The organism is Pseudoduganella sp. R-34 (genome assembly GCF_049904655.1).
Taxonomy (GTDB): Bacteria; Pseudomonadota; Gammaproteobacteria; order Burkholderiales; family Burkholderiaceae_D; genus Rugamonas.
In genome coordinates, this window is sequence record NZ_CP184572.1 from 457,048 (window position 1) to 478,901 (window position 21,854).

25 protein-coding genes are annotated in these 21,854 nt (G+C 61.5%); 7 read left to right on the plus strand and 18 right to left on the minus strand.

What is annotated here, in order from left to right; all coding sequences use genetic code 11:
* The first annotated feature begins 32 nt into the window (after window positions 1-32).
* On the plus strand, window positions 33-1,262 hold the full coding sequence (locus ACN9MW_RS02200; RefSeq protein WP_426167144.1) for an FKBP-type peptidyl-prolyl cis-trans isomerase: 1,230 nt from the start codon (window positions 33-35) through the stop codon (window positions 1,260-1,262).
* Window positions 1,263-1,309: 47 nt separating this feature from the next.
* Here ACN9MW_RS02200 and ACN9MW_RS02205 read toward each other — a convergent pair whose 3' ends face one another.
* From ACN9MW_RS02205 to ACN9MW_RS02225, 5 genes are all read right to left on the minus strand, one after another.
* Entirely contained in the window at window positions 1,310-1,762 is a 453-nt protein-coding gene (locus ACN9MW_RS02205; RefSeq protein WP_426167146.1) for a GNAT family N-acetyltransferase, read from the minus strand.
* Between the two features lie 41 nt (window positions 1,763-1,803).
* Complete coding sequence (locus ACN9MW_RS02210; protein WP_426167148.1) at window positions 1,804-2,103, minus strand: DUF4148 domain-containing protein; 300 nt, start codon at window positions 2,101-2,103, stop codon at window positions 1,804-1,806.
* 55 nt (window positions 2,104-2,158) lie between these two features.
* Complete coding sequence (locus tag ACN9MW_RS02215; protein ID WP_057262147.1) at window positions 2,159-2,587, minus strand: organic hydroperoxide resistance protein; 429 nt, start codon at window positions 2,585-2,587, stop codon at window positions 2,159-2,161.
* Between the two features lie 153 nt (window positions 2,588-2,740).
* Window positions 2,741-3,265 (minus strand): thioredoxin family protein, encoded by a 525-nt coding sequence (locus ACN9MW_RS02220; RefSeq protein ID WP_426167150.1) that lies wholly within the window; start codon window positions 3,263-3,265, stop codon window positions 2,741-2,743.
* Window positions 3,266-3,267: 2 nt separating this feature from the next.
* Entirely contained in the window at window positions 3,268-3,969 is a 702-nt protein-coding gene (locus ACN9MW_RS02225) for a cytochrome c biogenesis CcdA family protein (RefSeq protein ID WP_426172100.1), read from the minus strand.
* 153 nt (window positions 3,970-4,122) lie between these two features.
* Here ACN9MW_RS02225 and ACN9MW_RS02230 point away from each other — a divergent pair, with 153 nt between their 5' ends.
* Entirely contained in the window at window positions 4,123-4,863 is a 741-nt protein-coding gene (locus ACN9MW_RS02230) for a response regulator (RefSeq protein WP_426167152.1), read from the plus strand.
* On the plus strand, window positions 4,860-6,170 hold the full coding sequence (locus ACN9MW_RS02235; RefSeq protein ID WP_426167154.1) for an ATP-binding protein: 1,311 nt from the start codon (window positions 4,860-4,862) through the stop codon (window positions 6,168-6,170). Before ACN9MW_RS02230 ends, ACN9MW_RS02235 begins: the two co-directional genes overlap by 4 nt.
* A gap of 2 nt (window positions 6,171-6,172) precedes the next feature.
* On the opposite strand, the gene ACN9MW_RS02240 is transcribed toward ACN9MW_RS02235, so the two are convergent.
* The 7 genes from ACN9MW_RS02240 to ACN9MW_RS02270 form a co-directional block, all read right to left on the minus strand.
* Complete coding sequence (locus ACN9MW_RS02240; RefSeq protein ID WP_426167156.1) at window positions 6,173-7,180, minus strand: histone deacetylase family protein; 1,008 nt, start codon at window positions 7,178-7,180, stop codon at window positions 6,173-6,175.
* Window positions 7,181-7,183: 3 nt separating this feature from the next.
* On the minus strand, window positions 7,184-8,776 hold the full coding sequence (gene gshA, locus ACN9MW_RS02245; RefSeq protein WP_426167158.1) for a glutamate--cysteine ligase: 1,593 nt from the start codon (window positions 8,774-8,776) through the stop codon (window positions 7,184-7,186).
* Window positions 8,777-8,886: 110 nt separating this feature from the next.
* Window positions 8,887-9,717, minus strand: coding sequence for a peptide chain release factor N(5)-glutamine methyltransferase (prmC, locus tag ACN9MW_RS02250; protein WP_426167160.1), 831 nt, complete (start codon window positions 9,715-9,717; stop codon window positions 8,887-8,889).
* Window positions 9,714-10,181: a disulfide bond formation protein B gene (locus ACN9MW_RS02255; protein WP_426167162.1), complete on the minus strand. Its 468-nt coding sequence runs from the start codon at window positions 10,179-10,181 to the stop codon at window positions 9,714-9,716. Before ACN9MW_RS02255 ends, prmC begins: the two co-directional genes overlap by 4 nt.
* Window positions 10,182-10,310: 129 nt before the next feature.
* Window positions 10,311-11,387 carry a peptide chain release factor 1 gene (gene prfA / locus ACN9MW_RS02260; protein WP_342115890.1) on the minus strand — a complete coding sequence of 359 codons (1,077 nt, stop codon included), beginning with the start codon at window positions 11,385-11,387 and terminating at the stop codon, window positions 10,311-10,313.
* Between the two features lie 85 nt (window positions 11,388-11,472).
* A complete protein-coding gene (gene hemA, locus ACN9MW_RS02265; protein ID WP_426167164.1) occupies window positions 11,473-12,747 on the minus strand; it encodes a glutamyl-tRNA reductase in 1,275 nt (424 codons plus the stop codon).
* A gap of 54 nt (window positions 12,748-12,801) precedes the next feature.
* Complete coding sequence (locus ACN9MW_RS02270) at window positions 12,802-13,491, minus strand: response regulator transcription factor (protein ID WP_426167166.1); 690 nt, start codon at window positions 13,489-13,491, stop codon at window positions 12,802-12,804.
* Window positions 13,492-13,695: 204 nt separating this feature from the next.
* Between ACN9MW_RS02270 and ACN9MW_RS02275 the strand changes: the two genes are divergently transcribed.
* Window positions 13,696-14,190: a hypothetical protein gene (locus ACN9MW_RS02275; RefSeq protein ID WP_426167168.1), complete on the plus strand. Its 495-nt coding sequence runs from the start codon at window positions 13,696-13,698 to the stop codon at window positions 14,188-14,190.
* Window positions 14,191-14,245: 55 nt separating this feature from the next.
* On the opposite strand, the gene minE is transcribed toward ACN9MW_RS02275, so the two are convergent.
* The 6 genes from minE to metE all read right to left on the minus strand — a co-directional run bounded on the left by minE (window position 14,246) and on the right by metE (window position 19,161).
* Complete coding sequence (gene minE / locus ACN9MW_RS02280) at window positions 14,246-14,497, minus strand: cell division topological specificity factor MinE (RefSeq protein ID WP_130316192.1); 252 nt, start codon at window positions 14,495-14,497, stop codon at window positions 14,246-14,248.
* The gene (gene minD / locus ACN9MW_RS02285) at window positions 14,497-15,312 is read right to left on the minus strand and encodes a septum site-determining protein MinD (RefSeq protein WP_130316191.1); all 816 of its coding nucleotides are present in this window, start codon (window positions 15,310-15,312) and stop codon (window positions 14,497-14,499) included. Before minD ends, minE begins: the two co-directional genes overlap by 1 nt.
* Window positions 15,313-15,333: 21 nt before the next feature.
* Window positions 15,334-16,086 (minus strand): septum site-determining protein MinC, encoded by a 753-nt coding sequence (minC, locus tag ACN9MW_RS02290; protein ID WP_426167171.1) that lies wholly within the window; start codon window positions 16,084-16,086, stop codon window positions 15,334-15,336.
* 82 nt (window positions 16,087-16,168) lie between these two features.
* Window positions 16,169-16,558 (minus strand): type II toxin-antitoxin system VapC family toxin, encoded by a 390-nt coding sequence (gene vapC, locus ACN9MW_RS02295; protein ID WP_426167173.1) that lies wholly within the window; start codon window positions 16,556-16,558, stop codon window positions 16,169-16,171.
* Window positions 16,555-16,749 carry a type II toxin-antitoxin system VapB family antitoxin gene (locus ACN9MW_RS02300; RefSeq protein ID WP_426167175.1) on the minus strand — a complete coding sequence of 65 codons (195 nt, stop codon included), beginning with the start codon at window positions 16,747-16,749 and terminating at the stop codon, window positions 16,555-16,557. The genes vapC and ACN9MW_RS02300 overlap by 4 nt, the downstream gene beginning before the upstream one ends.
* Window positions 16,750-16,830: 81 nt before the next feature.
* On the minus strand, window positions 16,831-19,161 hold the full coding sequence (gene metE / locus ACN9MW_RS02305; RefSeq protein WP_426167177.1) for a 5-methyltetrahydropteroyltriglutamate--homocysteine S-methyltransferase: 2,331 nt from the start codon (window positions 19,159-19,161) through the stop codon (window positions 16,831-16,833).
* A 101-nt stretch (window positions 19,162-19,262) separates the two neighbouring features.
* Between metE and ACN9MW_RS02310 the strand changes: the two genes are divergently transcribed.
* The 3 genes from ACN9MW_RS02310 (at window position 19,263) to ACN9MW_RS02320 (ending at window position 21,824) form a co-directional block, all read left to right on the plus strand.
* Window positions 19,263-20,171, plus strand: a complete 909-nt coding sequence (locus ACN9MW_RS02310; protein WP_426167179.1) for a LysR substrate-binding domain-containing protein — start codon at window positions 19,263-19,265, stop codon at window positions 20,169-20,171.
* 126 nt (window positions 20,172-20,297) lie between these two features.
* Complete coding sequence (locus tag ACN9MW_RS02315) at window positions 20,298-20,570, plus strand: hypothetical protein (RefSeq protein ID WP_426167181.1); 273 nt, start codon at window positions 20,298-20,300, stop codon at window positions 20,568-20,570.
* 75 nt (window positions 20,571-20,645) lie between these two features.
* Window positions 20,646-21,824, plus strand: a complete 1,179-nt coding sequence (locus ACN9MW_RS02320; RefSeq protein ID WP_426167183.1) for an acetyl-CoA C-acetyltransferase — start codon at window positions 20,646-20,648, stop codon at window positions 21,822-21,824.
* Window positions 21,825-21,854: the final 30 nt, after the last annotated feature.

The window sequence follows — 21,854 nt, forward strand, 5'->3', positions numbered from 1 at the left end:
TTACCCTCCTTTAACGAATAGGCAAGATTGAAATGAAGAACTCGATGTTCAAGGCAATCGCCACCCTGGCTTGCGCTGCGGCCCTGACAGCATGCGGTGGTGGTGCCAAAAATAACGACACCACTCCGCTGCCGCCGCAGCCTGCTTATGCGGTAGTTGTGGACAACGAGCCAGGCGGCAGTGCTCCGGTAGTGGCCTCTGGCGACCTGGTCACCTTCAGCTACACCGGCTGGCTTTACAACGAAGCCAAGACCGACAAAAAAGGGGATCAGTTCGAGAGTTCCGTTACCAACAGTGTCGATAAGCCGATGACCATGACGGTCGGCGTCGGCGCCCGCATTGCGGGCTTGGACAAGGCCTTGATTGGAATGCAAGCGGGCGGCTCGCGGCTTGTGATCATCCCGTCGAATATGGCGTTTGGCCCGGTGGATGTCAAAGACTCGACTGGCAAGGTGATCGTCCCTGCCAATACCTCGGTCGTGTATCAACTGAACGTGCACAGCTTCAGCACGCTGCCATCGCCGATTCCGCCGCAGCCGGTATTTACAAAGCAAGAGCTTCAAGTCGGCTCGGGCGCAGCGGCCGCTGCCAAGAACCTGGTGACCATCCAGTACCGCGGCTGGCTGTACGACAACACCAAGCCAGACAACAAGGGTACGGAATTCTTGGACAAATACAGTGGCCAGCCTTTCAGCTTCCTGCTGGGCGTGGACAGCCGCATTGCAGGCTGGGACCAGGGCATCGTGGGCATGCAAGTGGGGGGCAAGCGCAGGCTGCTGATCCCGGCCAGCATGGCATGGGCCCAGTATGGCCGCAAGGACGATGCCGGTAACTACATCGTGCCGCCAGGCACCGCCGTCGTGTACGAAATCGAGATGACCGCCCTCAACGCGACGCCTCCGGCGCAAACCGCGCAGCCTGCTTTCGACAAGATCATCATCGCAGAAGGCGCAGGAGATGCATCAGTCACAGGCAACACGCTGACCGTAAGCTACTCCGGCTACTTGTACGACGACAGTGTCACCGACAAACGCGGCCTGCGTTTCGACACTTCCCTGACCAAAGGGGTTCCAATGACCGTCAAGTTGGGCGCTAACGCAGTCATCAAAGGATGGGAAGATGGCCTGCTCGGCATGAAGGCTGGGGGCAAGCGTACCTTGATCATCCCGGCAAGCATGGGCTACGGCACGACCGGCCAGGGCAGCATTCCTGCGAACGCGCCGCTGATCTTCGATGTTGAAGTGACTTCCATTACCAAGTAATTGGCGAAAGCCCAAAAAGAAACGGCCTTCGGGCCGTTTTTTTTTGCCTAGCGCAGCATCTCCAGGTGTGGAATGCCATCCTCGTCATATGGTTCGCCGACAGCCTTGAAGCCGAAGCTGCCATAGAATTTTTCCAGGTGGGCCTGGGCGCCGATGCGGATGCGGTGGCCTGGATGCAGCGCCTCGGCGTTGCGGATGCCCTCCGCGATCAACTGCCGGCCAGCACCGCTGCCGCGTGCCGCCTGCGTCGTCAGCACGCGCCCCAGCGACATTTCAGGATACTTGATGCCCGGTGCGATGCAGCGCAGGTAAGCGGCCAGGGTCCGCTTGCCCTCGATCGTTTGCCAGCCGAGCAGGTGGTGGGCGGCTTCATCGTAGCCGTCCATATCGGAGTAAAAACACTGCTGTTCGATCACGAAGACCTCTTGCCGCTGCCGCAGCAATTCATACAGGTCTGCGTTGGGAATGCTGTTGAAGTCCAGCCATTGCCATTCAATCATTGGTCGCCCCGCTTGATAGGAGGCGACCATTTTATGCCAGCTTAATATTCGACGCGAAGCTCGCCGTTACGGATGGCAGAGGCCAGTTCTGCCTTCACTTCGGCGCGGGTCTTGCCGCGGGTCGGGGAGGCAAAGTCCAGCGGATACAGTTCGCCGTTCAGGATTTCGCCACGGCGCAGGGCGGCGACGGTCTCACCCTTCACTTCCGCGCGGGTTTTGGTCGATACGAAAGAGTTGTCGGCCTGATAGCCTTCGCCGCTGTTGGTGTCGGGCGGCGCTGCCTGGGCGGCAGTGGAGAGGGCCAGGGCGGCGGAAGCGATGATGGTTGCAAATGCTTTCATGATATTTCTCCTCTTGGGTGGGCCCGGCCGCCTTTGCTGCCGGGCCCTTGCTTGCTTATACGATGGTCAGGGTGACGTCGATATTGCCGCGAGTCGCATTCGAGTACGGGCAGACGATATGGGCGGCGTTCACCAGTTTTTCTGCGGTGGCGCGATCCACGCCTGGCAGGGAGATCTTCAACTCCACTTCGATGCCGAAGCCGGTTTCGATCGGGCCGATGCCGACAGTGGCGTTGATGGAAGCGTCAGCCGGTACGGCGATCTTGTCGCGGCCCCCAACGAACTTCAGGGCGCCAATGAAGCAGGCCGAGTAGCCGGCTGCGAACAGTTGCTCCGGATTGGTGCCGAACGCGCCATTGCCGCCCAGTTCTTTTGGAGTGGTCAGCTTGACGTCCAGTGCGCCGTCGCTGGAGGCGGATTTGCCTTCGCGGCCGCCGGTGGAAGTTGCGTTTGCGCGGTACAGGATGTTGGAGATCTTTGCCATGGTATGTTTTCCTTTTCGTGAGTAGTGAGCGATTAGCTAGCGTGCTATTTGTTTCCAGTTTCCGGGGCCTTGTTTGCTGCCCATGTGCACACTATAGATAGTGTGCGATTTAATTGCAAGCTATTTTTGAAGAATTTTTCGCTCATCATGAACTCACTCGGTTTGAGCCAGCAGTTGCTGGATCCGCGCTTCGGTTTGCTCGTACTGGCCTTCACCGAAGTGGGTGTACACCACCTGGCCTTTTTTGTTGACTAAATAGAAAGCTGGCCAGTAGCGGTTGTTGTACGCGTTCCAGGTGGCGTAGCGGTTGTCCTGCGCGACTGGATAACGTATGTCGAAACGCTTCAAAGCGGTGCGCACGTTCTCGGTCTTGCGCTCGAAAGCGTACTCCGGCGTATGCACGCCGATCACGACCAAGCCCTTGTCTTTGTACTTGTCGTGCCACTGCACGACGTGCGACAGGGTGTTGATACAGTTTATGCAGTCATAGGTCCAGAAATCAACCAGTATCACCTTGCCACGCAGTTGTTTCATCGTCAGCGGTTCACTGTTCAGCCATTGGGTAATGCCGCTGAAATCGGGCGCTTCGAACGGGGCCGTTGCTGCACCGGCGCCGGCGCTGGCGCTGGCGCCCACCAGGGTTGCGGCGGCAGCCAGGAGTTTCAGGGTGGTCTTCATATTCACAGTCCTTTCAGGGTTGGGAGGTGTTGCGCGGCCCAGGAGTAGGCCAGGGTGTCGTATTGCAGGTAGATCGCGATGGCGGTGGCGACCACCAGCACGCCGAACACTTGCTGCAGGCGCTCGGCGTGGCGGGCCACGGAACGCACGCGCTGGGTGGCGTACTGGCCGCCGTAAATAATCCCGAGCATGGGAACGGCCGCGCCGACGGCGTACAGGGTCAGCAGCAGGGCCGACCAGGCCGGATCTTGCGCCTTCACCACCAGCACCAGGATCGAAGCCAGAACCGGGCCGGCGCAAGGCGTCCAGACCGCACCCAGCGATATGCCGAGCAGGAAGGCGCCGCCATTGCTGCCGTCGTCTTCGCGCGGTGCCGCGTCGGCGCTGCGGCCAGGCAGGCGCGCGACCAGCCATTCATAAGGGGCCGGCCACAGGCGGAACAGGCCGGACAGGGCCAGCAGGGCAAGGGCGGTATTGCGCAGCACGTCCTGGGCCACTTCGATCGTGGCCGAGACTACGCCCAGCAGCATGGCGAAGCTGGCAAAGCTCAGGATGAAGCCGGCCACGATGATCAGCGGACGGCGGCGGTTGCGCTGGTTGACGCCGGAGCTGAGCAGGATGGGCAGCATCGGCAGCACGCAGGGTGAAGCGATGGTGAGCAGGCCGGCCAGGAAGGCCAGTGGAGTGTCGAGCGGGTTGGTCATGGTCAGCTCCGTGTCTTGGAATGACTCCATTGAACCGCCCCCAGGTATCCGGCATATTTCGCCGCACCCGCTTGTGTGCAATGTTTTGTGTACCTGGCCAGGCTGTACACACTGGGATACAAATCCCTGTCCCGCATTGGGTATCATGGCTTCATGGAAAACCCAGACCACATCCTGATCGTTGACGATGACCGTGATATCCGCGAGTTGATCGGCGCCTATCTGCAGAAAAACGGCTTGCGCACATCGCTGGCAGCCAACGGTCGCCAGATGCGCGCCGTGATCGAGGAAGACACGCCCGACCTCATCGTGCTGGACCTGATGCTGCCCGGCGAAGACGGCCTGGCCTTGTGCCGCGACCTGCGCGCCGGCAAGCACAAGGCCATCCCGGTGCTGATGCTGACCGCGCGCAACGACGAAACCGACCGCATCATCGGCCTGGAAATGGGCGCCGATGATTACCTGCCCAAGCCTTTCGCCGTGCGCGAACTGCTGGCGCGCATCAACGCCGTGCTGCGCCGCACGCGCATGCTGCCGCCGAACATGCAGGTCAACGAATCGGTGCCGATGCTGGCCTTCGGCGACTGGCGTCTCGACACGGTGGCGCGCCACCTGCTTGACGCCGACGGCACGCAGGTGGCGTTGAGCGGCGCTGAATACCGTCTCCTGCGCGTCTTCCTCGACCACCCGCAGCGCGTGCTGACGCGCGACCAGCTGCTGAACCTGACCCAGGGCCGCAACGCCGACCAGTTCGACCGTTCGATTGACTTGCTGGTGAGCCGGGTGCGCCAGCGCCTGCGCGACACGGCGCGTGAGCCGCGCTACATCAAGACACTGCGCAGTGAAGGCTATGTGTTTTCGGCCGCCGTCACGCTGGCGGCAGGCGAGCCATGATGCGCTTGCATTGGCCGCGCTCCCTGTTCGCCCGCTTGGCCCTGCTGCTGTGCCTTGGCGTGGCGGTGGCGCAGGGCTTGTCGTTCTGGCTCACCATGCGCGAGCGGAATGAGGCGACTACCAATATGATGATGGGCTACATCGAGCGCGAGGTCACCACCTCGGTGGCCCTGCTCGACGCCTTGCCTGCGGCGCAACGCGCGGACTGGTTGCCGCGGCTGGCGCGCCGCAGCTACGAATTCAGGCTGGAGGAATGCGACGAATCGCTGCCGCACCTGGACGTCCTGGAGGCTAATGCCGTGCGCTCGTTCGAGGAAGGCGTCGGCAAGCAATACAAGCTGACCGTGCACCAGATTATCGGCGAACACGAACGCTATCAGGTGCATCTGCGCTTGAGCGATGGCATGCCGCTGACGATCGACTTCCGTCCCATGCGCAGCGTGCCGATGTCGCCCTGGTTTGGCGCCTTGATGGTAGCGCAGCTTGCGGTATTTGCCCTGTGCTGCTGGCTGGCCGTGCGCCTGGCGACGCGGCCGCTGGAGCAGCTTGCGCTGGCGGCCGACGCGCTTGGCCCCGACATGCAGGGCGCTCACCTGCCGGAGAGTGGGCCGTCGGAAGTGGCGCGTGCCGCGCGCGCCTTCAACGCCATGCAGCAGCGTATTGCCGGCTACATGGCCGAGCGCATCCAGATCCTGGCCTCGATCTCGCATGACTTGCAGACGCCGATTACCCGCATGCGCTTGCGCGTCGACATGATGGACGACGAGGCGCAGCAGTCCAAACTGCGGCAGGACTTGCAGGCGATGGAGCAGCTGGTAAAGGAGGGCGTAGCCTACGCGCGCACCCTGCACGGCACCTCGGAAGCGGCGACGCGCATCGATCCGGACGCGCTGCTCGACAGCATGGTGCATGACTACACCGACGCAGGGCAGGACGTCACGCTTCATGGCGCAGTTGGCCACGCGATGGAGCTGCGCCCGCAAGCACTGCGGCGCGTGCTGGGCAACCTGATCGACAATGCGCTGAAGTTTGGCGGAAGCGCAGAAGTATGCGTGACGCCGGATGCGTCACATGCTGGCGGCATCGTGATCCAGGTACTGGATCGCGGCCCGGGCATCCCGGCGGAATCGCTGCAAGCGGTCTTCGAGCCGTTCGTGCGGCTGGAGTCCTCACGCAGCCGCGAGACCGGCGGCACCGGCCTTGGCCTGGCGATTGCGCGCCAGCTGGCCACCGCGATGGGCGGTGCTCTGACACTGCACCAGCGCGACGGGGGCGGACTGGAAGCGCGGCTGGCGCTGCCAGGCTAAGCTCAGACCATGGCGCAGTCGAAGCCTTCCAGCACGTTGACGATATTGATGCCCAGCTCGCGTCGGATCGTCCCGCCCTCAAGCTGGAAGCTGGTGGGAAAGCCAAGCCAGGCCAGGCGCTCGCCAAGGCGCAGGAAATCGGCAGACGTGAGCCCGAAGCCGCCGTGCTCTTCGCCTTGGAAGATGTTTCCGCCCAGGGCCACGATCAGCGCCTCCGGCCGGTACATCGACAGGCGCACGCAAGCCGTTTCCAGCGCAGCGAACCAGGCCTGCGAATTGGAGCCCGGGGCCAGCGGGATGTTGACGTTGTAGCCAAGCCCGGCGCCCGCGCCTGTTTCGTCGGCATGGCCGCAAAAGTAGGGAAAGGCATGGCGCGGGTCGGCGTGGATCGACAGGCAAAGCACGTCGGAACGCTCGTAGAAGATGCCTTGTGCCCCATTGCCGTGCTGGTAATCGAGGTCGAGGATGGCAACCTTGGCCATCCCGTCATCGAGCAAGTGCTGGGCGGCCAAGGCCGCATTATTCAGGTAGCTGTAGCCGCCGCAGAAATCGGCGCCTGCGTGGTGGCCTTGCGGCTGCGTCAGCACAAAGGTACCGCGCTCACCGACGCGCAGGGCATGCGCCGCATTGACCGCGCAGTCGGCGCCACCTTTGGCCGCGCTCCAGGTGCCGGCGCCGATCCCGGTGAAGGTATCCATCGAATACAGGCCGAGACGGGCCCGGAAATCCTCCGGCTCGATATCGGTGCGCATGGTGCGTATTGCATGCTGGTTGGCTGTGACAACCGGCCAGCCCGCAAAACTTGGATGCGATAGGGATTCGCTCCACGCGTTGCGCAGAAAAGAGAGGTAGCGCGGGCTGTGGGTGCGTTCAAGCGCGGTCAGCGGCACGCTTTGCGGGGTCACGATCTGGCCCAGCCCGCGCCGCTCCAGTTCTGCCTGTACGGACCTGACCAGATGGTCCGTGCCGCCGAACTGTTGCGCGTGCTGTCCGTTAAAGAAGGTGAGCAAGGGTCAGGTGCAGTGGTTCGGGCACAGGTTGCTGGCCCGGTAGGCCTTGACGTAATCGTCGAAACTGCCGGTCTGGGTACGTTCCAGTTGTTCCTGCTCCGCGATGGAGACGCGCGCCATTTCGCTGAAGCGCGCCACGTCCTCCGCGCTTGGCGGATGGCTGCGGAAGTAAGCCGCATGCTTTTCGCTCTGGTGCAGGCCGAAGGCCGTGAACGACTTGCCGTTCGCGCGCAGCGACTGCAGCACGCGCGCCGAAGGGGTGAGTTCGGGATCGTGCAGCTTGGCCGCCTGTGCTTCCAGCGCCGCCATATGTTCGCGGCCGCCGTGCTCGCGGTCCAGCAACTCCGCCACGGGCTTGAAGCGCTCCAGCATGTCCAGGCCCCACTGCTTGAGCGTAACCTCTTCGCCATCGCGGGTCAGGGTCAGGCCCGGACGGCGGCCTTCCTTCACCGTGCGCGCGAAATTACGCGCCAGCAGTTCGCCATGCTCCGGCGTGATCAGCGGGCTTTCTTCCAGCGCGGCGAACAGCAGGAACACGTCGAGGAAACGGCCCGTCTGCACGTTGATGCCGACCGGTTCAAAGGGGTCAACATCCATGCAGCGCACTTCGATGTACTGCACGCCGCGGTTGCACAGCGCCTGGATCGGACGCTCGCCGGTGTTGATCACGCGCTTCGGACGGATGGTCGAGTAGTACTCGTTCTCGATCTGGATCACGTTGGTCGACAGCTGGACCCATTCGCCGTCCACCTTGGTGCCGATCTTCGCATACGGCTCGTAAGGCTGGTTGACCGCCTTGGTCAGCGTGGCTACATAGGAATCGAGGCTGTTCTCGTGAGGGTGCAGGCCCGATTGCGCCTCGTTCTGGTAACCCAGGTCGCTCATGCGCAGGCTGGTCGCATACGGCAGGTACAGCGTGTCGCCGGACAGCTTTTCCAGCTTGTGCGGGCGGCCGCGCAGGAAGCCCTCGGCCAGCGCCGGCGAAGCGCCGAACAGGTACATCAGCAGCCAGCTGTAGCGGCGGAAGTTGCGAATGGTCGCCAGGTAGGCTTCCGACTGGTAAGCCTTGGGCGTCACGTTGGTCGCGCCCTCGTTCTCGGCCAGGATGCGCCACAGGCGCTCGTCCAGCGAGTAGTTGTAGTGGATGCCGGCGATGCACTGCATTGCCTTGCCATAGCGCAGGGCCAGGCCGCGCCGGTACACGTGCTTCAGCATGCCCAGGTTGGATTTGCCGTACCAGGCAATCTCGATGTCTTCCTCGGCCGGCAGCTCGCAGGGCATCGACTGGCTCCAGATCAGTTCATCGCCCAACTTGGTGTAGCTGAAACGGTGGATCGCATCCAGTCTTTCCAGCGTGGTCGCGATGTCATGCTCCGCCGGGGTGATGAACTCCAGCAGTGTCTCCGCGTAGTCGGTGGTGATGTGCGGGTGCGTCAGGGCCGAGCCCAGGGGCAGGGGATGGGGCGTACGCGCCAGGTGGCCGTTCGGCTGGACCCGCAAGGTTTCTCGCTCAATGCCGCGCAGGCCGCCGCCCAGCACTGCACGGTGCTGATCGTCGGCCAACAAGGCCAGGCGGCGAGTCAATAGATTGGACAATTTGCTTCCTTTCCGATGCAGCAAATCAAATTGGTGCGAGATTAACCGAAAACCGAAAAGCGCGTACGATGGCCCCCAAAAACGGCCCGGAAGCCGCATGTTGCCGTATTTTACCCGGGGCGGCGGCCGCCGCTGACCCGTTCGATGCCGGCCAGGTCTTGCCAGCTTTGCACATCAGTGTAACCGGATGACAACAGAAGCGCGCGCACGGCGGCGGCCTGGTCGTAGCCATGTTCCATCAGCAGCCAGCTGCCCGGCGCCAGCCTGGCCGGAGCGCCGGAAATGATGGTGCGCAGTGCGCTCAGGCCATCGGCAAAGTCGGTCAGCGCGCCGCTGGGTTCGAAACGCAGGTCGCCTTCGGACAGGTGGCGGTCGCCATCCGCGATATAGGGCGGATTGGAGACGATCAGGTCGAACTGTTCGCCCTGCACCGCGCCATACCAGTCGCTGTGCAGGAAACGCACCGCAGCGTTATTGCGCTGGGCATTGCGCGCAGCCACGGCCAAGGCCTCCTGGCTGACGTCCAGTGCTGTAACGCTGGCATCCGGCCGGCTATGGGCGACAGCGACGGCGATGGCGCCGCTGCCGGTGCCCATGTCCAGCACCTTGCCGCGCGGCGGCAGGCGCACCAGCGCCAGTTCCACCAGCAATTCCGTGTCGGGACGCGGGATCAATACCGCCGGCGTGGTCTCGAAATCAAGGCCGAAGAACTCACGCTGGCCGATGATATAGGCCACGGGCTCGCCATCATGGCGGCGCTGCAGCAGGGTGGCCACGCGCCCCGCCTCCTCCGCGCTCAGCACGCGATCGGATTGCGTAATCAGTGCCGTGCGGCTGATGCCCAGCGCATGGCAAACGAGGATGCGCTGGTCGACCGGATCGAGCAAAGGCTTGCGCTGCAAGGCGCCAAGCGTGATACCGGCCGTGACCTGGTCTTTCATGCGCGCTTGCGCAGCAGCAGCCACGCAGTGACGACGGCCAGGATGCCGAACCAGATGCAAGACCACATCGGGATCACCAGGCCAAAGAATTTCTCGTTCGCGTCCTGGCACAGTCCTTCAGCGTAAAACAGCCAGGGCAGGTATTCCGAGGTAGGGATTTTGTTCAGCATCGTTTCCATAGGGTCGATGCCGCAGGACAGGCCAGGATGGGCCAGGATCCACAGCTGCTTGATCGCCACGCCCATGCCGCCCAAAGCGCCCAGCAGGCCAACACCCGCCGCAATTTTCGGCTTGGAAGTAAAGGCCCCGATCAAAGCCGCGAAGCCGATCGCGATGAACAGGTAGCGCTGGATCACGCACAGCGGGCAAGGCATCAGGTACATCACATGCTGCAGATACATTGCCGCGCCAATCATGCCAAAGCTCACAAAGGCGATCGCCAGCAGAACGTTACGGTTGCTCATCGTCATCAAGTTATCAGGGTTGAAAGTCCGCCCAATTCTCGCACAAAGCGCTGAAGCCTTCCTTAAACTAAGTCGGGGTCAGGTCTGGCACAGCTTAATGAGAAGCCAGACCTGACCCCGACTTTCAAATCAGTCGCCGAGGGCGGCCAGTTGCTCGGCCTGGTGCTCGGTGGTCAGGGCTGTCGTCAGTTCGTTCAAGTCGCCGTCCATGATCATGTCCAGCTTGTACAGCGTGAGGTTGATGCGGTGGTCGGTCATGCGGCCTTGCGGGAAGTTGTAGGTGCGGATGCGCTCGCTGCGGTCGCCCGAGCCGATCAGGCTCTTGCGGGTGGCGGCTTCCTTCGATTGCTGTTCGCGCAGCTGCACGTCCTTGATGCGCGCTGCCAGCACCTTCATCGCGGAGGCTTTGTTCTTGTGCTGCGAGCGGTCGTCCTGGCATTCCACCACGATGCCCGATGGGAGGTGGGTGATGCGCACCGCGGAATCGGTCTTGTTGATGTGCTGCCCGCCGGCGCCGGAGGCGCGGAAGGTGTCGATGCGCAGGTCGGCCGGGTTGATGTGGACGTCTTCTACTTCATCCGCTTCCGGCATCACGGCTACGGTGCAGGCGGAAGTGTGGATGCGGCCCTGGGTCTCGGTGGCCGGCACGCGCTGCACGCGGTGGCCGCCAGACTCGAACTTCAGCTTCGAATAGGCGCCATTGCCGATGATGCGCGCGATGACCTCGCGGTAGCCGCCCAGGTCGCTTTCGGATGCGGACACAATCTCCACCTGCCAGCGTGAGCGCTCGGCAAAGCGGGTGTACATGCGCAGCAGGTCGCCGGCAAACAATGCCGACTCGTCGCCTCCGGTGCCGGCGCGGATCTCAAGGAAGATATTGCGCTCGTCGTTTTCATCCTTCGGCAGCAGCATCTTCTGCAGGTCCAGCTCCAGCCCGCCCAGGCGCGCCTTGCCAGCTTCGATTTCTTCCTGCGCGAATTCCTTCATGTCCGGATCGGACAACATCGCTTGCGCATCGTCGATATCGCCCAGCACCTGCAGGTAATCCTTGTACAGCGCCACCAGCGGTTGCAGCTCGCTGTGCTCGCGCGTCATCTTGCGGTAGCTGTCCATATTCGACGTTGCGCCTTCGGACATCAGCAGTTCGTCCAGTTCGACCAGGCGGTTTGCCAGTTGGTCCAGCTTGGCCAGCATTGATGGTTTCATTCGGGTCCTATGCGGAAGGAAGCGCCAGGCGGCGCGGAAAAACGGGAGGGGTGCCGCTTGTGCGGCAGGCTGCGGGGAGGCGCCGCTAACGGCGGCCGCGGAACAATTGTGGCAGCAGTTCGGCCAGTTGGGCGCGCTCGTCGCCCTGGGCCCGGTGCAGCGCCTGCTGCGGGCCGTGCATGAATTTGGCGGTCAGGCCCTTGGACAGCGCTTCCAGCACTGCATCGACCGGTTCACCCTTGGCCAGCAGCTTGCGTGCGCGTTCCAGTTCCAGCAGGCGAATCACTTCGCCATTTTCCTGCAGTCCCTGGATCACCGGCACCACGGCGCGGTCGTCGATCCAGTGCATGAACGATTGCACGCGGGTTTCGATAATTGCCTCGGCCTGCGCAACCGCGGCCTGGCGGTTCTCCATGCCGGTCTGCACCACCTTGCCCAGGTCGTCCACGGTGTACAGGAAGACGTCGTTCAGGCGGCCCACTTCGGGCTCGATATCGCGCGGCACGGCCAGGTCGACCATGAACATCGGCTTGTGGCGGCGGGCCTTGATGGCGCGTTCCACCATGCCCAGCCCGATCAGCGGCAGCGAAGACGCGGTGCAGGAAATGACGATATCGTACTGGTGCAGCTGGTTGCCCAATTCGGCCAGGCGCATGGCCTTGCCGTTGAAGCGATGCGCCAGTGCTTCGCCGCGCTCCATCGTGCGGTTGGCAACAGTGATCGACTTCGGATTCTGCGCCGCGAAGTGCGTGGCGCACAGCTCGATCATTTCACCGGCGCCGATGAACAGCACGTTCTGCTCGGAGATCTTGTCGAAGATGCGCTGCGACAGGCGCACCGCCGCCGCCGCCATCGACACGCTGTGCGCGCCGATCTCGGTGGTGCTGCGCACTTCCTTGGCCACCGAGAAGCTGCGCTGGAACAGTTGGTGCAGGTAGGTGCCCAGTCCGCCCGCTTCATCGGCGGTACGGATCGCATCCTTGATCTGGCCCAGGATCTGGGTCTCGCCCAGCACCATCGAGTCCAGGCCGGATGCGACGCGGAAGGTATGGCGCACGGCATCGTGCTGCGGCAGCATGTACAGGTGCGGGCGCAGCTCGGAGTAATTCAGCTTGTGGAAATCGGCCAGGAACTGGGCGCCGGCGTCGAGCGGGTTGGCGGCATTGCTGGCAGCGTACAGCTCAGTGCGATTACAGGTGGACAGGATGGCTGCTTCGTCGCCGCCTTTCGAATCCGCGCAGGCAAACCAGTTGCGCGCGGCCGCCACAGCCGTCCCCAGCTGCTCAGGCGCGAACGCCAGCCGTTCGCGCAGCGCGACAGGTGCAGTGGTGTGGTTGAGGCCGACGGCGAGCAGTTGCATCTTGGTCCAGACGGAAGATTCCAGCCGCCATTATACCTTGAGCGAGTTTCCCTCTCAGGAACCCAGCTTTTCCAGCCGGTAGCCGTAGCTGTACACCGGCACCAGGCGGAAGCCGTTTTCAGGCTTCAACTGCAATTTATTGCGGACGCGGGAAACGTGGGTATCCATCGTGCGCGACGGGACTTCGGTTTCGCGGATCCAGACCGCTTCGTGGATATAGGCGCGCGACAGCGGACGGCCAATGTTGCGGAAAAACAGCAAAGCCAGGTAGAACTCTTTGTGGGTCACGTCCAGTACTTGCCCGTCCATCAACAAGCGGCCAGGACGCGTCTCGAAGACATATTGGCCGAACTGCAACTGTTCAGCGCCGTTCTGGCTCGGGTAGGCCAAGCGCAGTTGAGCCTGAACGCGCGCCACCAATTCGGCACGGCGCAGCGGTTTGACCAGGAAGTCTTCGGCCCCGGCCGACAGGCCGGCAACAATATCGTCTTCGCCGGAACTGGTGGTCAGGAACATCACAGGGCCGTTTTCAGGCAATTTTTCGCGGGCCTTGTGAATGACCTCGGCAGGATCCATATCGGACACCTGCCAGTCGAGAATCAGCATGTCGACGCTGTCCTTGCGCATATTGGCCAGCAAGCCCTTCCCGGTCTGGTACCCATGGCAGGCATGACCAGCAGAAGTCAGGACCTGGCAGATCAGGTCCGCCTGGCTTCGGTCAGCATCAAGGACAACGATTCTCATGTTCTTTACAGCAATAATGTTAAGAAGCAGTCACACGAATATAACAGAGATTTACAAGAAATAGTTACCAATTTGATCAAAGATTGCTATAAAGCACTATTCTATTGAGTGCCGTGTGAGGCAGTTCTTCATCACACGGTACACTGCTTGGGCTGCCAGCACAATGGAGAGGGTGCGCTTTTGCAAGTCGATTGGAGGTGAAACATGAAAAATGACTGGACTGTGTTGCCTTCCAGCGAAGCGGATATCGATGCGGTGCGCGAGCGTTGCAGGCGCCTAGTGCGGCGCCGCGCAGCAGTTTCGGCCGGCGTGGCGGCAGTACCAATCCCGGGGATCGACGTGGTGTCGGATCTGCGCCTGTTCACCCAGTTGATCGACGATGTCAACCACGAATTTGGCCTGTCGCCGGCCCAGATCGACCGCATGCAGCCGAAATTGAAGCTGATCGCTTACGAGGCTGTCATCAGCCTGGGCGGGATGCTGGTGGGGAAAGTTGTCACGCGCGAGCTGGTTGCGACGGTGTTGAAGCGCAGCGCGGGCAAGATTGCGGCCAAACAGGCGGGCAAACTGGTGCCTATTGCTGGTCAAATTGCGTCAGCTACTATTGGTTTCTTTGCCTTCCGGCAGATTGGCTACCAGCATGTGGATGCTTGCGCCAGGGTGGCCAGGCTGGTGCTGGCAGGGGCGGAAAACCGATAAACCGGCCGTCGCGGGCAAGTGTCAGACCCTGCGGGTCTGACACTGGTTTACCGGTTTAGGCGTCCGGCAGCACCACATTCACATCAAGCACTTCCAGGTTGCCCTGGCGATCCAGCGAGATCTTGATATCGTCCGCCGACACTTTGGTGTACTTCGAAATCACATCAACCAGCTCTTTGTGCAGTGCCGGCATGAAATCCGGCCCGGCGCGGCCATTACGCTCGCGAGCAATAATGATCTGCAAGCGCTCCTTTGCCGCAACCGCAGTCTTGGGCTTGTTCTGGAACAGGAAAGAAAGCAGGGCCATTATTTAGCTCCAAAGATACGCTTCAGGAAACCAGGCTTTTCATAGTCGGTAAACTTCAGCTCAACTTCTTCGCCCAGGAAGCGCGACACCACGTCGGTGTAGGCTTCGGCCACATCGGTTCCCTTGAAGTGGATTGCCGGGTTACCCTGGTTGGAAGCATGCAGCACTTGCTCCGACTCAGGGATGATGCCGATCAAAGGAATGCGCAGGATCTCTTGCACGTCTTCAAACGACAGCATCTCGCCCGCTTCTACGCGCTTCGGCGAGTAACGGGTGATCAGCAGGTGTTCCTTGACCGGTTCGCCGCCGGACAGCGCGCGGCGCGACTTGGCCTGGATGATGCCCAGGATGCGGTCGGAGTCACGCACCGACGACACTTCCGGGTTGGTCACGATCAGGGCCTCGTCGGCGAAGGTCAGCGCCATCAGGGCGCCGTGTTCGATACCGGCTGGCGAGTCGCAGACGATGAACTCGAAGTCCATCTTGATCAGCTCGGCCAGCACGGCTTCCACGCCGTCTTCGGTCAGGGCATCCTTGTCGCGGGTCTGGGACGCCGGCAGGATGTACAGGTTTTCGCAGTGCTTGTCCTTGATCAGAGCCTGGTTCAGGGTGGCTTCCTTGTGCACCACGTTGATCAGGTCATACACAACGCGTCGTTCGCAACCCATGATCAGGTCCAGGTTGCGCAGGCCGACGTCAAAGTCGATGACGACGGTTTTGTGGCCACGCATGGCGAGGCCGGTGGAGAAGCTGGCGCTGGAAGTCGTTTTGCCGACACCGCCCTTGCCGGACGTAACTACAATAATTCGTGCCACAAAGAATCCTTTACTGTTCTGTTATTTTGCGGAATTGACAGATTGTATATCCAGACTCTCGCCCTTTAGCCGGATTTGTACCGGTTTGCGTGCGTTTTCGGTCGGGAAACCATCCTCAAAAGTACGGTAAACACCTGCGATCGAGACCAGTTCCGGGCTCATCGACATAGCGAAAATACGGGCCGAGGCGTCGCCGGAAGCGCCAGCCAGGGCACGGCCGTTCAAAGTGTTGTAAACGTGAATACTGCCATCCGCGATGATCTCGGCGCCGTTGTTGACGACGGCCATCACGATCAGGTCGCCGCCGCGCGCATAAATGCGCTGGCCGGCCCGGACCGGGGTGTCGATGATCATGGTACCGCTGAATGCTGGTGCCGCCGGCGTGGGAGCCGGGGCCGGCGCAGGGGCCGGAGCTGGCGCTGGCTTCGGAGCAGGGACCGGCGCCTCTTCGCGCTTGCCGCTGTCCAGTTGCAGGCCGTGTTGCTGGATTTCTTCCACCATGTCCGGCTTGGCGTTGCGTACGGCAACCGGGTTCAGGCGGTATTTTTTCAGAAGGGCGATTGTTGCCGCCCAGTCAATGCGTTCGCAGCCCGGCGCCAGGTCGCCGACGTCGATGACCGCCAGGTCCCCCTCGAAGAAATCGGAAACGCCGCCAGTCATCTCATGCATGGCGGCGTCGAGGGCGACAAGGTCGCTCGTGTACATGATGGCGGACACGGCGACAACGGTGGAAATCTTGATTTCGATAGGCTTTTGAAGCTTGCTTTTCGGCATAACAATCGCAGAGTAACGGGCATGGCCCAGGCTGGGTGCATTGTACTTTGCTTAAGCTTGCTTGGGGAGGGGAGCCCAGTGTTTATGCGGGCTGCAGGCCTAGATGAACGACGAACGGGTCGAAATCCCTGTCACTGTAGAGCAGTGCATGGCGCGATTCGATGCAACGCGTCGCGATCAAGGTGTCCACAGTTTTCCGGATGGTGACTCCAAGGGATTGCAATTGCCTGAAGTTCCTGGCTGCCTGGATTGCAATCTCGACACCACCGATGTCGATCGTCTCTAGTGTCAAAAGCAACTTTCTGGCCTGATTGAAGTCGCGCTGGCGACGGAAGCCCTGCAGCACTTCCGTCAAGATCAAGTCGCCGATAGCAATGGGCTCGTTGCCCAGCAATCGATCAAGCCGTTCGACTTGAGGCGTCGCATTGCCGCGGAAATAGTCGATCCAGACGCTGGAATCGACCAGGATCATTTATCGACCCTCATTGCGTCCAGATCGCCTTCCCACTGCAATTTACCCTTGAAGCGCCGGATTTCCTCCTGTTGCTTTAGCCGCAACAACGTCCGAAGTCCCATTTCGACCGCTTCACGCTTGGTAGCGGCCCCGGTTAGTCGCAACGCGTCGTCCATCAATTTGTCGTCTATCTCGATATTGGTGCGCATGATGTGTACTCGCGGAGGTTCTTATACACATACTATGACGGCCTTGGCTTCGGCGCAAACGAGAAATTTGCGTGTACAAAGTTATGAAAGCTGGATTTCCGCGCGGAGTTGCTGGGCAGCGACAACCATATTTTGCAGGGCGGCGGACGTCTCTGGCCAGGCGCGGGTCTTGAGGCCGCAGTCCGGGTTGACCCAGAGCTGGGCTGGCGGGACGACTTTCGCAGCCTTGCGCAACAGCTCGGCCATTTCTTCACTGCCGGGAACGCGCGGCGAATGGATATCGTACACGCCGGGACCAATCTCGTTCGGATAGCGGAAGCTGGCAAAGCCGCCCAGCAGCTCCATCGCGGAGCGGCTCGATTCGATCGTGATCACATCCGCGTCGAGCGCGGCAATCGCCGGCAGGATGTCGTTGAACTCGGCGTAGCACATATGGGTGTGGATTTGCGTCGCGTCGGCAGCCACCGCGGCGCTGATGCGGAAAGCTTTCGTGGCCCAGGCGAGGTAAGCATCCCAGCGGTTGCGACGCAGCGGCAGGCCTTCGCGCAAGGCTGGCTCGTCGATCTGGATGATGGCGATGCCGGCGTTTTCCAGGTCGCGCACTTCGTCCCGGATGGCGGCAGCGATTTGCAGCGCGGTATCGGCGCGCGGCTGGTCGTCGCGCACGAAAGACCATTGAAGGATCGTCACCGGCCCGGTGAGCATGCCTTTCATCGGCTTGCGGGTCAGGCTTTGCGCGTACTTCGTCCAGCCAACCGTCATCGCTTGCGGGCGCTGTACGTCGCCGAAGATGACCGGCGGCTTCACGCAGCGCGAGCCGTAGGATTGCACCCAGCCGTTCGCCGTGAACGCAAATCCGTCGAGCTGTTCGCCGAAGTATTCGACCATGTCGTTGCGCTCGGCTTCGCCATGCACCAGCACGTCCAGGCCAAGTTCTTCCTGCGTGCGGACGGCATGCGCGATCTCGGCGCGCATCGCCTGTTGGTAGTCCGGCGCGGACAATTCGCCGCGCTTGAAGGCGGCGCGGGCAATACGGATTTCCGGTGTCTGCGGAAAGGAACCGATGGTCGTGGTCGGGAATGCCGGCAACTGCAGGCGCTCGCGTTGCAAATGCTGGCGCTGCGCGAATGACGAGTTGCGGCGCGCAGCGGCATCGTCCGACGCCAGGCCTGCCATGCGTGCTGACACATCGGTGTTGTGCACACGGGTGCTGGCGCGGCGGCATTCCAATGCTGCACGCGCTTCGGCAAATCCTCGAGCAACCTGCCCCGACACTCGCTCATCGGCAGACAATGCCGCTTTAAGCAGCGCAAGCTCCGCCAGCTTTTCTTCGGCGAAGGCCAGCCACGAGCGCAACTCGTCGTCCAGCGCAGGTTCCGCCGCCAGGCTGTACGGCACATGCAGCAGCGAGCACGAGGTCGACAGCCACACCGGGCCACTGCGCTTGGATAGGACAGGCATCAGCGTGGCCATGGTTGCATCGAGATCGGTGCGCCAGATGTTGCGGCCATCGATCACGCCGATCGACAGCACCTTGTGCGCCGGCAGCCAGTCGGCCACGCTGGTCAGCTCGCTGGCGGCGCGTACCGCATCCACATGCAGGCCTGCGACGGGCAGGCGGCAGGCCAGGCTGACGTTTTCCTCCAGCGGCGAGAAATAGGTAGCGACAATCAGTTGGGCGCCCGCCTGGTTGAGCAGCCAGTACGCTGGTTCGAAGGCATTACGCCAAGCGTTGGGCAGGTCGAGACCGAGGATCGGCTCATCGAGTTGCACCCAGTCGGCGCCGGCAACGCGCAACTGCATCAGCAAGCGGCTGTATTGTGGCAGCAGGCGATCGAGCAGGTCGAGGCGGCTGAAGCCTGGCGCTGCGTCGCGTTCCTTGCCAAGCCAGAGGAAGGTCAGTGGGCCGAGCAGGACGGCCTTGACGCGATGCCCGGCGACGCGGGCTTCGCTGACTTCGTCCAGCAGGCGCTTGCTGTACAGGTCGAAGGAAGTGGATTCGCTGAATTCCGGCACCAGATAGTGGTAGTTGGTGTCGAACCATTTGGTCATTTCCAGCGCTGCACCATTGTGGCCACAGCCGCACGATGCGTGTGCACTGTCGCCACGCGCCATGGCGAAATAGCGCGCCAGCGGCGTCTCGTCGCCGCTGAAACCGAAGCGCGACGGCTCGCAGCCGAACAGTTGGATATGGTTGGCCACATGGTCGTAGAAAGCAAAGTCGCCTACCGTCACGAAGTCCAGGCCATGCTGGCGCTGGGTTTCCCAGTGCCGGGCACGGAGATTGCTCGCAGTTTGCTGCAGCGCGGCCTCGGACGATTCACCGCGCCAGAAGCGCTCCAGCGCAAATTTCAGTTCGCGCGCTGCGCCGATGCGTGGAAAGCCAGGAATATGTGTTTGAACGAGTTTCATTTTTGTCATGCTTAAGAAATATTGGTGAAGTACAGTTTGCGGCATGACGGCATATAATAAAAACGAAACTTTTTATGCATCCACTTGAAAACTTTTCATACATGCTTGAGATTCGTCACCTGCGCACGCTGTCTGCGCTCCGTTCCTCCGGTAGCCTGGTCAAGGCGGCACAACTGCTCAACCTGACGCAGTCGGCTTTGTCGCACCAGATCAAGTTGCTGGAGGATCGCTACGGTACGCCGCTATTTGAGCGTAAATCGATACCGATCGGCTTCACCGCGACCGGCGAACGTCTGCTGAAACTGGCCGATACCCTGCTGCCGGAAGTCGAGCGCGCCGAGCGCGACGTGCTGCGCCTGTCGCAGGGCGACACCGGCCAGTTGCGGGTCGCACTTGAATGCCATACCTGTTTCGACTGGCTGATGCCGGTGATGGATGCTTTCCGCACCCGCTGGCCAGAGGTGGAAATCGACCTGGTGTCCGGCTTCCACAGCGAACCGGCCGACCTGCTGCGCAGCGGTACAGCTGACCTCGTGATCGGTTCGGACTACAGCGCCGAGTACTCAACCTTCCCGCTGTTCCGCTTCGAAATCCTGGCCGTGATGGCGCAAAAGCACCGCCTCGCCACGCAACGCCGCCTGTCGGCGCCAGACTTTGCAGGCGAAACCCTGATCACCTACCCGGTGCCCGAAACGCGCATCGACCTGATCCGCGAAGTGCTGCGTCCAGCCGGCATTGAGTTCCAGCGCCGCACCGCCGAACTCACGGTCATGATTCTGCAACTGGTTGCAAGCCGGCGCGGCGTGGCCGCATTGCCGAACTGGGCGACCAAGAATTACGTCGACTACGACTACGTCATCGCCCGTCCGATCGGCGAGACCGGCTTGTGGAGCGACCTGTTCGTCTCGGTGCCTCCGGCCTTGCAGCACAAGGCTTACGTGGCCGACTTCGTCAATGTGATACGCGAGCAATGCGCGGCCACCTTGGACGGTATCAAGTTATTGTCGTGACATCGCGTAGGGTTTTATGCAAAATGAAAGCGGCCTTGATGTTTATCAAACAATTGTCTGGAATCGCGTACTAACATGAGAAGTCTTGCGGTATCTCAGCCACAGATCAACTGAAGGAGCATGGGCATGTACGCGTTCAACGACGAATTTTCCCGCGCCGCACAAGCGGCTTTTGACGCGCAACTCGCCAGCTTCGCTAGCATCTGTGACTGGCATCGTGATACCACATTGGCTTCTCTTGCTGCCATGACCGCAGCCTCTAACGAATTCCTGGCCATCCAGCATCCACAAGACTTGCTGCAAATGGCAACCGACCAGGGCAAGCACGCCATCGACCGTGCGCAGGCTTATGGACGCGAGGCAACAGAAGTGGCTTTGAATAAGCCCCTGTTCCGGTAGGCCATAGCTGGCCGCACGCATGGCACTTAGCTAGAATGCATTGAATGATTTTCATACCACTCCCGGAGAAGCAGAATGGATGATGTAGTAATTGTTGCAGCAGGCCGTACCGCCGTTGGCAAGTTCGGCGGTTCCCTGGCCAAGACCCCGGCAGCAGAGCTGGGCGCCCATGTCATCAAGGGCCTGTTGGCCCAGACCGGCATCGACCCTAACCTGGTCAGCGAAGTGATCATGGGCCAGGTGCTGACCGCTGGCGTTGGCCAGAATCCTGCGCGCCAGGCCGTAATCAAGTCCGGCCTGCCAAGCGCCATTCCGGGCTATACCATCAATAAGGTGTGCGGCAGCGGCCTCAAGGCCACCCACTTGGCAGCGCAAGCTATCAAGTGCGGCGACGCCAACATCATCATCGCCGGCGGCCAGGAAAACATGAGCGCCTCGCCGCACGTGCTGAACGGCTCGCGCGACGGCTTCCGCATGGGCGACGCCAAGATGGTCGACACCATGATCGTCGATGGCCTGTGGGACGTGTACAACCAGTACCACATGGGCATCACCGCCGAGAACGTCGCCAAGAAATACGATATCTCGCGCAGCCAGCAAGATGAATTCGCGCTGCAGTCACAGCTGAAAGCGGAAGCCGCGCAAAAGGCCGGCAAGTTCAAGGACGAGATCCTGCCGCTGGAAATCGTGCAGAAGAAAGGCAGCATCTTCTTCGATCAGGACGAATACGTGAAGCCAGGTTCGACCCTGGAAGCGCTGTCCGGCCTGCGCCCAGCCTTCGACAAGGCAGGCTCCGTCACCGCCGGCAATGCTTCCGGCATCAACGACGGCGCCGCAGCGGTGATGATGATGTCCGCCAGGCAGGCCAAGGAACTGGGCCTGACTCCGCTGGCCTGCATCAAGGCTTACGCCTCGTCCGGCCTCGACCCGGCTTATATGGGCATGGGCCCGGTCACCGCTTCGCAACTGTGCCTGAAGAAGGCCGGCTGGTCGCCACAGGACCTGGACCTGTTGGAGATCAACGAAGCGTTCGCCGCGCAAGCCTGCGCCGTGAACAAGGAAATGGGCTGGGACACCAGCAAGATCAACGTCAACGGCGGCGCGATTGCGATCGGCCACCCGATCGGCGCATCCGGCGCCCGCATCCTGGTGACCCTGCTGCATGAAATGGTTCGCCGTGACGCCAAGAAGGGCCTGGCCTCGCTATGCATCGGCGGCGGCATGGGCGTAGCACTGGCAGTTGAGAGGGAATGAGCTTTCGTTTAAATAAATAGGGGAACATTA